The organism is Sphingomonas sp. IC-11 (genome assembly GCF_021043365.1).
Taxonomy (GTDB): Bacteria; Pseudomonadota; Alphaproteobacteria; order Sphingomonadales; family Sphingomonadaceae; genus Sphingomonas.
Genome location: NZ_JAJNDU010000001.1, coordinates 1,087,978 through 1,100,314, shown reverse-complemented (window position 1 = coordinate 1,100,314; position 12,337 = coordinate 1,087,978). Strand labels below are relative to the sequence as shown.

At 63.6% G+C, this 12,337-nt stretch carries 10 protein-coding genes; 4 read left to right on the top strand and 6 right to left on the bottom strand.

Translation table 11 applies throughout. From position 1 onward, the window contains the following. Positions 1 to 5 precede the first annotated feature (5 nt). On the bottom strand, positions 6 to 785 hold the full coding sequence (locus LQ954_RS05295) for an SDR family oxidoreductase (RefSeq protein WP_231022257.1): 780 nt from the start codon (positions 783 to 785) through the stop codon (positions 6 to 8). A gap of 128 nt (positions 786 to 913) precedes the next feature. Here LQ954_RS05295 and LQ954_RS05290 point away from each other — a divergent pair, with 128 nt between their 5' ends. The 3 genes from LQ954_RS05290 to LQ954_RS05280 all read left to right on the top strand — a co-directional run bounded on the left by LQ954_RS05290 (position 914) and on the right by LQ954_RS05280 (position 4,564). Next, a complete protein-coding gene (locus LQ954_RS05290; RefSeq protein WP_227770511.1) occupies positions 914 to 1,660 on the top strand; it encodes a helix-turn-helix transcriptional regulator in 747 nt (248 codons plus the stop codon). Positions 1,661 to 1,708: 48 nt separating this feature from the next. Next, on the top strand, positions 1,709 to 2,893 hold the full coding sequence (locus LQ954_RS05285) for an acyl-CoA dehydrogenase family protein (RefSeq protein ID WP_330999940.1): 1,185 nt from the start codon (positions 1,709 to 1,711) through the stop codon (positions 2,891 to 2,893). Positions 2,894 to 3,031: 138 nt separating this feature from the next. Beyond that, positions 3,032 to 4,564, top strand: coding sequence for a porin (locus tag LQ954_RS05280; protein ID WP_227770513.1), 1,533 nt, complete (start codon positions 3,032 to 3,034; stop codon positions 4,562 to 4,564). A 298-nt stretch (positions 4,565 to 4,862) separates the two neighbouring features. Here the strand turns inward: LQ954_RS05280 and LQ954_RS05275 are convergent, their stop codons facing one another. From LQ954_RS05275 to LQ954_RS05260, 4 genes are all read right to left on the bottom strand, one after another. Further along, the gene (locus tag LQ954_RS05275; protein ID WP_231022256.1) at positions 4,863 to 5,609 is read right to left on the bottom strand and encodes an acyl-CoA dehydrogenase family protein; all 747 of its coding nucleotides are present in this window, start codon (positions 5,607 to 5,609) and stop codon (positions 4,863 to 4,865) included. After that, complete coding sequence (locus tag LQ954_RS05270) at positions 5,606 to 7,138, bottom strand: fatty acid--CoA ligase (protein WP_231022255.1); 1,533 nt, start codon at positions 7,136 to 7,138, stop codon at positions 5,606 to 5,608. The genes LQ954_RS05275 and LQ954_RS05270 overlap by 4 nt, the downstream gene beginning before the upstream one ends. 24 nt (positions 7,139 to 7,162) lie before the next feature. Next, entirely contained in the window at positions 7,163 to 9,697 is a 2,535-nt protein-coding gene (locus LQ954_RS05265; protein ID WP_231022254.1) for a TonB-dependent receptor, read from the bottom strand. A 90-nt stretch (positions 9,698 to 9,787) separates the two neighbouring features. Continuing rightward, positions 9,788 to 10,708: an oxygenase MpaB family protein gene (locus tag LQ954_RS05260; RefSeq protein ID WP_231022253.1), complete on the bottom strand. Its 921-nt coding sequence runs from the start codon at positions 10,706 to 10,708 to the stop codon at positions 9,788 to 9,790. A 92-nt stretch (positions 10,709 to 10,800) separates the two neighbouring features. Between LQ954_RS05260 and LQ954_RS05255 the strand changes: the two genes are divergently transcribed. Beyond that, entirely contained in the window at positions 10,801 to 11,469 is a 669-nt protein-coding gene (locus LQ954_RS05255) for a CerR family C-terminal domain-containing protein (protein WP_231022252.1), read from the top strand. A gap of 62 nt (positions 11,470 to 11,531) precedes the next feature. On the opposite strand, the gene LQ954_RS05250 is transcribed toward LQ954_RS05255, so the two are convergent. After that, positions 11,532 to 12,326 carry an SDR family NAD(P)-dependent oxidoreductase gene (locus LQ954_RS05250; RefSeq protein WP_227770519.1) on the bottom strand — a complete coding sequence of 265 codons (795 nt, stop codon included), beginning with the start codon at positions 12,324 to 12,326 and terminating at the stop codon, positions 11,532 to 11,534. Between the last annotated feature and the right edge of the window lie 11 nt (positions 12,327 to 12,337).

Sequence of the window (12,337 nt, the reverse complement as noted above, 5' to 3'; positions counted from 1 at the left end):
AAAGATCAGCCGAGCGCGTTTGCGCTGGCGTCGCCGAGGTCGCTGCCGCCATCGACATTGATGATCGCGCCCGTGACGTATTTCGCCTGCGGACTCGACAGCCACAATGCGGCTTCGGCGATGTCGGCCTTGGTGCCATAGTCACGCAGCGCAAGGCGGCTCTTGATCTGCGCTTCTCGCGCCGGGTCGCCGCCCAGGCGCTTCATGCCTTCCGTGTCGCCGATCGGTCCCGGCGAGATGCCGTTGACCCGGATCCCCGCGGGACCCCACTCAAGCGCCAGGCACTTGGTGACCATGTTGACCCCAGCCTTTGCCGCGCAAGCGTGGATCTGGAAGGCCGAGGGGTGCACAGCCTGGCCAGCCGTGATCGCGATCAGCGACGCGCCCGGCTTCGTCAGGTGATCGTAGCTGGCGCGGAAGACGTTGAACGTGCCCAGCAGGTCGATGTCCACCACCGTCTTGAATGCATTTGCCGACAGCTTCACGGCCGGCGCCAGGAAATTGCCAGCGGCGCCTGATACGAGAACGTCGACGGAGCCAAACTTGCCGGTTGCTTGGGCGTAGGCGGCCTCCAGCCCTTCATAGTCGCGCACGTCGCACGAAATGCCGAGCGCCTCCGCACCTGTCTCGCGAATGCCGGCAGCAGCGGCCTCGATCTTTTCTGCGCTTCGGCTGAGCACCGTCACCTTGGCGCCAGCGCGGGCAAAGCCGTGCGCAATTTCCAGATTGATGCCGCTCGATGCGCCTGCGACGAATACATGCTTACCTGCGAAGTCTCCGCTCATGCCTCTCCCTTTCTCACCATAACTATAGTTACGGACTTGGATGACGCGATCTGGCGATCAAGGCAAGAGGCGGCCTTGTCGCGAGGCGAGCCGGCGTCTAGCGGTCCTCCCCGGGAGCGGGAGCGCACATGCAATCTTTCATGCCGGCAGGCCTGTCATGGGATGATGTCGACGCCTTGGCCGCGCAAGTGGTCGCGGTGGGCGAACGCGCTGGCCTGCCGTTCGTGGCCGCGCAAAGCGACCTGGGCGATGCGGCACCCATGGCCGACCGGAACGGCCAAGCCTATGCCGAACGTATGCCGTGGCTGGCTTCCGCCTCTTGTTATTGGCGCAACCGCAGTCTGGCACTGCGATCTACCTTCCTCCACGCCGCGCGGATCTTTGCCGAGCCGATCTGGTATGCCGACGGGCGTCTCGGTTCATGGCGTGATACCAGCGCACTGGACGGGATAGATTGCTCTCACGTCTGGCAAGAGTTCGGGTTCACCGGGGCGATCATCGCGCCTGTTCACCTGGCGGGCGGCCAAGTGGGTACGGTGTTGTGGGTGGCCGCGGAGCCGATCGACATCGCCGACAGCTTCACGCGCCACGCGGAATCGATGTTCGCCCTCGCCTATCGATTTCTCGCGGCCCACACCGAACTGACGACGCGACGCGCCCGCAAGCCGCCGGGACAGCTTTCCGCACGCGAAGCACAATGCGTTCGCTGGGCCGCAGCCGGCAAAACCAATGCGGAAATCGGAACGATCCTGTCGCTGTCCGTTTCCACCGTGCGCTTTCACCTGCGCAATGCCGCGGAAAAGCTGGGGGCGACGACGCGGGCGCGGATGATCCAGATCGCGACCGGCCACGGCTTTCTCGGGCCGCACGCCTGAACGGTGGGCCGTTTCCGCCTGGATCCTGAAACCTGACAGGAGCGTCAGGTGCGCCAGCCAGCGCCGCGGCGCACGGTGGCGTGCATGGAGAGCCTGAACAGCGCAGAAGCGCGCACCTTTCGCGAGGAGGTGCGCCAGTTTCTATCCGAAAAGCTGACGCCGGAGCTGCGCCGCGGTGCACGGCGGGGAACCAGCGTTTTCCTGCACCCAGACATCGCCGACGCGTGGCAGCGCATTCTTCACCAGCAAGGCTGGGCGGCGCCCGACTGGCCAGTCGAATATGGCGGCACCGGCTGGAACGAAATCCAGCGCTACATCTGGGCAGAAGAATATGCTCGCGCGCATGCGCCGGGCCTATCCCCGATGGGCCTGAAGATGGTGGCGCCCGTTATCATGCATTATGGATCGCCCGAGCAGAAGGCGACGCTGCTGCCACGCATCCTGTCCGGCGAGGATCGTTGGTGCCAGGGGTATTCGGAGCCGGGCTCGGGATCGGACCTCGCCTCGCTGAAGCTGCGTGCGGTGCGCGATGGCGATGATTACGTCCTGAACGGTTCCAAAATCTGGACCACGCACGCGCATTTCGCAAACCGCATGTTCTGCCTGGTTCGCACCAGCACCGAGGGCCGGCCGCAGACGGGCATCACCTTCCTGCTGCTCGAAATGAAGACGCCCGGCATCACCGTGTCGCCGATCCACACTCTCGCTGGAGAACATGAATTCAACCAAGTGTTCTTCGATGATGTGCGGGTGCCGGTCAGCGGCCGGCTGGGCGAGGAGAATGATGGCTGGACCGTCGCCAAGCACCTCCTCACCTTTGAGCGTTCCGGGCGATATGCGCCCGGGCTCGCCGCATTTCTCGACATGGTGCGCGAGGCGGCGCAGGCAACAGGCTGGCTGGAGCATGAGGGCAATCGCGAGCGGCTTGCCCGGGAAACAATAGCGGTGGACGCGCTTCGCGCCATCGAACTCGCCGGCCTGGAAGGCGGCGGCCCGAGCGATGCGGTGCGCCCGTCGATGCTCAAGGTACTGGGCACCGAGACGTCGCAGCGCATCGACTTGCTCGCACTGGAAATCGCGGCAGGGTGGGAGGGCCACATCGAGGACGCACCCGACGCGATTGCCATCGCCATGCCCAAATATCTGAACAATCGCGCGGCCAGCATCTACGCCGGATCGAACGAGATTCAGCGCGACCTGATCGCCCGCGTCGTGGTGGATCAGGCAGCTTAGCATCCTCGCCGCGCCCTTGATCAGCCGCACCGTTTCTGCCCCGATTGCCTGGCCCGGCAATCGGGCATAGGGCTTGCGTCAGTGGTTGATCGGCAGAGGTCGAAGTGCGGCTTCTCCAATGGCGTCAAGGATCGGACGATGAGGCATCACCTGCGAATCGCGGCGCTGATGCTGGGAACGGCGGTGGCGCCGGTTCCGGCGCAGGCGCAGACGGTGCAGGATCTCCAGCGGCAGATCGACGACCTGAAGGCGCAATTGCAGGAGCTGATTGAGCTTCAGAAAGCGAAGATCGGCAGCGCGCCCTCGCCGGAGGCGAATGCATCATCATCGCAGCCGGCCAGTGCGGCGGCGGTTGGCGTCCGTTCGTCGCAACCCCCGGCTGTCGCAAGCGCACCGCCCCCGGTTATGGGCACCGCTGAGCGGGCGCCTACCGCCCTGCAAACCGCAGAGGGGACGGCCGAAGCGCCGGTTTCGACGGCGACACCAAGCGTCCTGGCGGATGCCGGCACCGCAGAGAAGCGGCCATGGTACAAGCGGATCAGCCTGCGCGGTTACACGCAGGTGCGGCTGAACGAAATCATTTCTGGCGATGCAAGCGCCCCTGCCGGCCGATCACGCCTGCGCACGCCCGGTGACAGCGGAATCACCGATCAGGGCAACTTCACCTTCCGACGCATACGGCTCGTATTCTCCGGCGACATCTCGGACGAAGTGTCCTTCTACTTTCAGCCGGATTTCGCCAATGCGATCAGCAATCAGTCAAACGATGAGCGTCGGGAAGGCTTCGCGCAGCTCCGGGATGCCTATGTGGACTGGTTTCCCAACGGCGACCGTCGTTTCCGCCTTCGCGTTGGGCAGTCGAAGGTACCGTTCGGTTGGGAGAACCTGCAATCGTCTTCTAATCGTCTGACGCTCGACCGGTCCGACGGCATCAACAGCGCGATACCATCGGAGCGCGACTTGGGCGTCGTCGGCTTCTTCACACCACCCTCCGTCCAGCAGACCTGGGATCGATTGGCGCACGACGGGCAGAAGTTGTTCGGCAACTATGGCGCTTTTGGAGTTGGCTTCTTCAACGGCCAGGGCGTCAATCGAACGGAACGGAACAATGGTCTGATGACCGTGGCGATGGCGACCTGGCCCTTCGAGCTGGACAGCCTGGGCCCCGCCTTCCACGGGCAGGTGCTGGAACTGGGTGGTGCGGTGATGCGGAACCGCGTGCGGCCGGAGGTGCGGACCGGAGGCGTCAGCGCGAAGGATTTTCAGGACGATCGGGTTGGCTTTCACGCCATCCTCTATCCCCAGCCGTTCGGATTGCAGGCCGAATGGAATTGGGGCCGTGGGCCTGAGTTCGACCCTCTGAGTGGCACGATCGTCACGCGTGACCTGAACGGTGGCTATATACAAGGCATGGCGCGAGTTCGGCAAAGTCCGCTGGGCCCGTTCATGCCCTATTTACGGTGGCAGCGTTACCGAGGCGGGTGGAAGGCCATCACGAATGCGCCGCGGCTGGAAACAAACGAACTGGAACTCGGGATCGAATTTCAGCCGATCGAGCCGCTCGAAGTCACGATCGCCTACGCTGACATGACGCGCCGCGAGCCTGACGAACGACGCCTCGGGCGTGCCGAAGGACAGCTAATCCGCACTCAATTGCAGTGGAATTATTGATTTAACCGACCGGAGAGGCGCTCCCTCGCACCGCGCGGCCACCCTTCAGACTCATGAGCCAGCCGGTGAGCCACCTGCGGAGAGGCTGATCCGCGGCCTGCCTTTACGTCTTTCGCGGAGCAGCTTGCTTGCCCCTCGCCTTTTTCAGAGGTGCCAGCGGGTTAGAGCAAGGCGCCGCTGGCCGGCATGTTGTTCGCGCTTCGGCCGCTTCTCGCCGTCTGCCTGCTGTATCGAGGTATGCTACCGATCCACGGCAGAACGAGGCTGCCGGCAAGCCGCCGGCAGGCCCCTGGTCCTTCTATGCTGCGTAGCGACGCAGATGGGCGCGGGCTGTGCCATCGCCCTGCGCGAGTGTCCGCGCGCGACGAAAATAGCCGCCCAGCCGCAATTCCGCGGTCAGGCCCATGGCGCCGTGGATCTGCACCGCGCCCTCGCCCACCAGCCGCGCTGCGTCATCACAGACGACACGTGCTGCGGATACGGCGCGGGCCCGTACATCGTCCTCACCATCAAAGGCGGTGATCGCGAGGGCAGTTATCGCGTCCGCCTGCTCAAGGATCATCGCCATGTCGGCCATGCGGTGTCGCAATGCCTGGAAGGAGCCAATGGCCACCCCGAACTGCTTGCGCTCCTTGGAAAACAGCGCAGCATCACGCAACATCGCGCGCCCCAGGCCAACGATCTCCGCACAATGCAGCACCGTCAGCGCGTCTTCCGCCCAGCGACGGTTGCTGTCTGCGCCCGCCATTACGAGCACCGCTTCCCGCGTATCCGCGCGTGGGCCGTCCTCCCCCCTCGCACCGAGCCGCGTCGCCACCCAATGTTCCGCCCAGGGCAGCACCACGTTCGCCCGGCCAAGCGCCGCTGCGACTACCGCGGCGTCACGCAAGTCGGTGCCGAGTCCGTCTTCCTCAGCCGGCACCCCCAGCGCGCCCAGTCCTGTCGCCACCACCGCTGCGTTCCAATCAGCGACCCCGCCCGCCAGAGACGCATCCAGCGTCTCGGCCAGCATCCGCTGTTCGTCGGTTCGTGCGAAAGCCGTCAATTCACTCTCCGTTCGTGTCCTGCCCAGAAAGGCTCGCGCAGGGTCCGCCGCAAAATCTTGCCCGATGGGTTGCGTGGAAGCGCTTCGATGAACTCCACGCTCTTCGGGCATTTAAAGCCGGCAATCCGCTCCCGCGCGTAAGAGATAATCATCGCTTCATCGCAAGGCGTGTCCGGCTTCAGCACCACCATGGCTTTCACCGCCTCACCCCACTTCCGATCAGGAACGCCGATGACGGCGACATCAGCCACGGCGGGATGGCCATAGATGGCGCTTTCCACCTCCGCCGGATAGACGTTCTCGGCGCCAGTGATGATCATGTCCTTGATGCGATCCTGGATGTAGAGATACCCTTCCTCGTCCAGGATGCCAGCGTCGCCGGTGCGCAACCAACCGTCGCCGATGAGGGCCTTGGAGGTCTCCTCCGGCTTGTTCCAGTAACCGCCCGTGTTGTTGGGGCTGCGAATCGCGACCTCGCCGATTTCGCCCGGCGGCAGTTCGTTGCCATCCTCATCAATGATCTTCAGTTCGACGCCGGGCAACGCCTTGCCGGCGGCCGTCATCTTGTGCTCGCGCCCGGGGAGATGATCCTCGGGCGGCAGCGCCACGATCGATCCCCATGTTTCGGTCATGCCATAAACCTGCACGAACCCGCAGCCGATGCGTTTGACCGCCTGCTGAAGCAGCGGTAGCGGGATTGGGCTGGCGCCGTAGGACAAGGTTTCGATGGAGGAGAAGTCGGCTGTTGCTGCCTTTGGATGCTGAAGCATCAGGCCAATCGCAGCCGGCACCAGGAACAGGCGACGCACGCGATGCGCAGCGATTGCGTCCATGACGTCGCCAGCGTCATATTCGGCATGGATGATCAGTTCCTGACCACTGTTCACCGCACCAAGCGCCACACCGACGCCGCCGATATGACCGTAGGGCATCGCGATAATCGTGGTGTCGCCAGGATCTGCGAGCAACCAGTCGATCTTCGCCTCGAGTTGGTTCTTGCGCTGGCGGATGCCGTTTGCATGGCTGAGCATGACGCCCTTCGGCGCGCCCGTGGTGCCGGAGGTGTAAAGCTGGAGGACGATGTCCTCCTCCGTGACCGAAACAGGTAGCGGCGCGTCGCTCTGCATATCGCGCCAGCGAGCGAAGCCCTCATCCATGACAACGACCTGCTCGGCAGCGAACTGGCGCTGAAAAGCCGGCTCGACGAACAGAACGGCGGCGCCAGAATCGTTGAGGATCCCGTCCACCTCCGCCGGCGCGAGCCGCCAGATCACCGGCACCAGCACCATTCCCGCCCGGGCGGTGCCGAGCGCCAGTTCCACCGCCCAGTCGCTGTTCTTGCCGAGATATGCGACTCGATCGCCCTTCTTCAGGCCCAGGGCGAGGAGGCCATTGGCGATCTGAGTGACGTGTCGGTCAAACGTCGCATAATCGGTAACCCGATCCTCGAAACGAAGAGCGACCTGATGCGGCCTTTCCGCCGCGTGCCGGGCCAGCGCTTCGCCAAAGGTCGTCGGCAAGTCAGTCATGCTGATTTCCGCTCCTTTTCGCCGTCAGAACCGGAATGTCGCAGTCGCGCCATAAGTGCGCACCTGGCCCGGGAAACGAACCACAATGTTGGCATTGCTGGCTACAGCATTCCAATAATATTCGTCGAACAGGTTGCGTGCCCAGACGTTCAACGCCCAGCTCTCATCGGTCGCCTTGACGCCAAAGCCAGCGTTCACCACCGTATATGCCTTGATGTCGTAAAGCGGGTTGCGTTCGAAGATCGTGGTCTGACGCGACTGCCAGCGCACGTTGGTGTTCGCCGTGAAGCTGAGATCATTGGTCAGCGGCTGATCGAAGAGTGCGGTTCCGGAGAGGGTCCACTCGGGACTGTAGATGAAGCGCGCGCCGTCGAAATTCTGCGACTGGCCGGCGGCGTTGGTGCCGACATAGCCGTTGATGCGCGTCTTCAGCCAAAGCGCGTTCGCCATCAGGGTCAGCGGACGCGCCGGACGAACGGTGAGTTCACCTTCGACGCCGTAGGCCTCTGACTTCGGGATGTTATCGAGGCGCGCAAGCGCGGTGTAGATCGGATCAGCGAAGTAGGCGCTGATCTGCTTGTCCTTATAGTCGTAATAGAAGCCAGCAAGATTGAGCTGCACCTTGCGATCCAGCAGACCGAGCTTCGCGCCGATTTCATACGCGGTCAGCTGCTCCTGACGGGCCGGCAAGTTCTGACGAGCGTTGCTGGCAGCGTTGATCGGCGACGTGCCCGACTTATACCCACGCGAGATTGAGGCATAGATCAGCGTCGTCGAGTTCGGCGTGATGTCAAGCGAGCCGCGCCATGCGAAATTGTCCTCTTCCAGGCGCGAGTTCACCACACCGAAGCTGTTCGTGGCCGGGTCAAACGTGTTGCACTCGTTCAGCCCGATTGGCGCCGCGAGCGGCCCGGTCGGATTGAAGAGACGCTGATAAAGACCGCGGTTGAACAGGTTGATGTTGGTCAGCATGCTGCCGTTGAAATCACGCGAGCAGCCCGTGAACTTCTGCAAGTCCTGCGTATAGCGCGCGCCGAGCGTCAGCTTGATCAGATCGGAGAAGGCGTAGTCGCCGTTGGCGAAGATGCTCCACGTGCGAGTGTCGAACGAGCCCTCGTCGCGATAGGTACGGAATGTCGTTGCGGCATCGGCGAGCGTGTAGCCGAACGTGTTGATCGGGGTATTGATCAGCTGCGACGTGGCGAAACGGATCAGCGCCGAGTTCGCGTTCTCGCCCAGCAGCGTGCGGTTGGTGTCCGCGATCTTGTCCTTGGCATAATAGCCGCCGACCAGCCAGTTGTAGCCCGGCCCGTCACCCTCGACACGCAGTTCCTGACCGAAGCTCTTGATGCGGCCGTCCGCCTCCTGGATCAGGACCTCGTTGGGAATACCGGACCAGTCGAACGTCGCGTCACGATCAAATTCATTGTAGCTGGTGAGCGACACAACCCGCACGTTGTCGGCGACTTCAAGCTGGACCCGGCCTTTGAGGCCGAGGAAGTAGTTGTTCTCAGCCAGCGGATCCTTGAGGCCTGCGCCGCGGCCAATGTCGGACGAACGCCGTGCATAGGGCGCCCAATCCGCCTGACTGCCGCTGGTTGGCCGATTGGCAGCGATATAGGCCGCCGCGCCCGGTGCGTTGAAGTTACTGGCCGCGCCGCCACCGCCGGGCGTGGTCGCCGGGGTGAAGCCGATCGCCTGGCCAGCGACCGTGTCCGACTTGTTGACCCAATAGGTGGCGGACAGATCGATTTCGAACGGCCCCGGCTGAAGCGCCAGCGAGCCGCGGAGGCCGTAGCGCTTCACGCGGCCAAGACGCTCGTTGGGACGGCTGTTGCTCACCTGCCAGCCATCGTTGCTGAGATCCACGCGATAGCCGATGCGGGCCTGAATGCCCTCGGCGATCGGGCCGGTGACATAGCCACCGACATTGAACGTCTCGTAATTGCCGACGTCCACGCTCATCGCGCCCGAGGCGTCCTCGCTCGGTTTACCCGTGACGAAGTTGATGAGGCCGGCGGTGGTGTTGCGGCCGTAAAGCGTGCCCTGCGGCCCCTTCAGCACCTCGACCCGTTCGATATCGATCAGCGGGCCGGTATTCATGATCGGATAAGCGTACGCGACTTCATCGACATAGGTGCCGACGGTCGATTGCGCGGACAGGTTGATCGAGTTGAAGCCAATGCCGCGCAGCGTGTAGGTCGGCACGCCTTGATAGCTTTGCGCAACCGTGAAGCTCGGAACGACGGCGGCAAGATCGCGCACGTTCTGGACCCGCAGCTCCTGCAGCGTTTCGGACTCCAGCGCCTGAACGGAAATCCCGACCCGGTTGATCGATTCCGCGCGGCGCTGTGCGGTGACGACGATCTCGCCGATCCCTACATCATCGCGCGCCGTCTGCTGCGCGGGGGCACCGGCGGTACCTGCAGCCGCGGGCTCCGCGACCGCGTTCGTCTGATCCGCCGCGGCATCCTGCGCGTGAGCAGTGCCGGCCATGACCACGGCAAGCAAGCTGGCACCGATCTGCAGCCCAGTGCGCGTACGACCCATTTTGGCCATAAATCCCCTCCCAATAGTAGCCCAGCACCCTATTTCGGGCGTCTTGATTGATCTCCTGTAGCAGCGCCGATCAGACGCACTCCCTGACACCTATGTCAGGGTTGCAGCGTGCCCCGGACGCACCGATGCGCGCCCGCCAACCATCTTTCGTTGCTTCGCGGGCGAGAGCCACGCAAACTCCCCGGGCAAGCCCAAGCGTTGCGCCGCCTGCCACGCAGGTGACTGACGGCTACGCACCTTGCCCGCCAGCTTTCCGGCGGTTCGCAGCAACAACCTGTCGGTCACAGTCAGGTCAAACTCCGCGCCCAGCTCCAGCCGGTCCCGCACGGCGTCCGGCAAGAGCGAAATGGCCGCGCGGGCGAGCGCGCGATGCAGGATCTTTGGCACGGCCGAAGCTGCCTTGCCGGACTGAATGATGGCAAGGAATTCGAGATTGATGGGATGCGCCTCAAACCTTGGCAGCAGCCTGTCGAGCATGGCGAAGAAGTCAGCGTCGCTGGAAAGCGGATTTTCCACCCCGTAGAGCCGGGCGATGGGCTCCCCGTCGCGATAATAGGTGCGCCGATCCTCCTCGCTCAGGGGCGAAACGAAGCAATGGTAAGCTTCCAGAAAGCCGTATGCGGCGGTAGCGCTGACCCAGTCCAGCAGTTCGGGATCGAGGGCGCGATAAGCCTCCCCGTTCGGCGTTTCGCCCACGACCTTGCGGTGCATTCGGTTGACGCCGCCAATGATGCGCCGCGCCGCACTTGCTGGCCCGAAGACGCCTGCCATGGCAGCAATTCCCGTACGCTTTGACCGGCCGATCGGATCGAGCTTGTACGTCGAATGGTCCCAAACACCGGACCGGATCCGCGCGTCAGCGAACTCCAGCAGGACTGCGGCTACACCGCCGATTGCGATGGCGATGGGGTTCTTGAACACCCGCCATTGCGGCGATGTTGGTGCAACCAGGGCCGGCTCCCCCAACGGCCGCCGATAGTCAATCTGGTACCCCTTATATCCCACCGCCATCAGATCCGCCCCTCAAAATCGATCACGCGATAGAAGTTGGCTTATGCCGGCGCAGGCTGTTCCGCAAGCCCGGCATCTTCTATGCGCCGTGCGTGACGGATGGATCGGCTTCTCGGAAAAGCAGCCCTCGCGGGCCGTATCGCAGCAGCGCGGAAACGCGGCAGCGCCTAATCGATGCTGCCCTTGCCCTGTTCGGCAGCGATGGTTTCGAAGCGACAAGCACTCGCGACATCGCAGCGCGGACTGGCGTTGCGCTGCCCGCCATCGCCTATCACTTCGGCGGCAAGGAAGGCCTTTACCGCGCCTGCGCCGAGCACGTCGTCGAACAATATCGCGAGCGGATGCGTGTCGACGCGATCAAGAGCGACCTGACGATGCCCACGACGCCGGCGGCTGCGCGCGGCGCCCTGCGGCGGGTAATGGCGATACTGGCCGCCATGCTGCTCGACACAACGGGGAATGAGGGCTGGCTGACGTTCATGATCCGCGAGATGAACGGAACCGGCCTGGCACATGAGCTACTTTACCGGGACTTGTGGGAGCCCGGGCTTTCTTTGGTCGCCGCGCTGGTCGCGGCCACCCGGGGGCGCGGCGCGGCAGAGGAGCAGGACAAGCTGGAAGCGCTCCTTCTCCTCTCGAGCTTCAGCGCGTTCAGCGCTTCGCGGCGAGTGGCACTCGATTTCGGTGGATGGCCGTCGATCGATGAGCGGCTGGTCACGGCGATGCTGGCCCGGCTGGACGAACGTATAGACGCCCTCTGACTGGCAGGCAGTCGCATCCGCGACGCGCCGGCTCGAGGCCGAGCGCGCCCTCGATACGGACCCTATTCTTCCTTGTCCGCCTTGCCGCTCCCGGGCTCCGCCATTCCGCGGTGTAGCTCCGCTAAGGCGGCCTGCGGCACGACGCCAGATGCCAGCACCTGGAGCTTGTTGGTCAAGCCGGATACGATATGGCCCTTGCCTGCCATCAGCGCGTCCCAGCCATCCTTGGCCACTTTCTCGGGATCAGCTTTCTTGCTCTGTCCAACCGACGTGTCGAGCATGTCGGCACGCGCAAAGAACTCCGTCTCGGTGGCGCCGGGCATAAGCGTCGTCAACGTGACCCCATCGACGTCCTTCAACTCGTTGCGCAGAGCTTCAGTGAAGTTGTCAATGAACGCCTTGGTCGCGTTGTAGATCGCGTTGAAACTGCCGGGAATGTAGCCGACGATCGAACCCGTCACCAGCACCTTGCCGGAGTTTCGGGCCACCATGTCGCGCAGCGCCTTCTGGAGCAGGTAGACGGTACCGGTGACGTTGGTGTCGATAGATCGTCGCCAGTCAACAACGCTCTCGTCCAGGAACGGCCCGCCTTTGCTGATCCCGGCATTGGCGCATACCAGATCGATGCGGCGATCGCCGGCTGCCGCAAGCACCTTATCCACGCCGTCAATCGTGGAGAGGTCCGCCTCAACCGCCTCGATCTGTGTACCGAATTGTTCGAAGTCACGGGCGGCAGCTTCGATCAGCGGCTCGTCCGCAACGACGATAAGGTCGTATCCCTCCCGCGCAGCAATTGTCGCTAATTCAAAGCCGATGCCGGTGGAGGCACCAGTCACGATGCCGAGCTTTCCAGCCATTTCGTCTCTCC

Excerpts from the sequence above, each read along its gene's own strand:
- LQ954_RS05280 (WP_227770513.1), top strand. The coding sequence starts at position 3,032 with ATGAGGCATCACCTGCGAATCGCGGCGCTGATGCTGGGAACGGCGGTG.
- LQ954_RS05290 (WP_227770511.1), top strand. The coding sequence starts at position 914 with ATGCAATCTTTCATGCCGGCAGGCCTGTCATGGGATGATGTCGACGCC.
- LQ954_RS05250 (WP_227770519.1), bottom strand. The coding sequence starts at position 12,326 with ATGGCTGGAAAGCTCGGCATCGTGACTGGTGCCTCCACCGGCATCGGC.
- LQ954_RS05260 (WP_231022253.1), bottom strand. The coding sequence starts at position 10,708 with ATGGCGGTGGGATATAAGGGGTACCAGATTGACTATCGGCGGCCGTTG.
- LQ954_RS05295 (WP_231022257.1), bottom strand. The coding sequence starts at position 785 with ATGAGCGGAGACTTCGCAGGTAAGCATGTATTCGTCGCAGGCGCATCG.
- LQ954_RS05270 (WP_231022255.1), bottom strand. The coding sequence starts at position 7,138 with ATGACTGACTTGCCGACGACCTTTGGCGAAGCGCTGGCCCGGCACGCG.
- LQ954_RS05265 (WP_231022254.1), bottom strand. The coding sequence starts at position 9,697 with ATGGCCAAAATGGGTCGTACGCGCACTGGGCTGCAGATCGGTGCCAGC.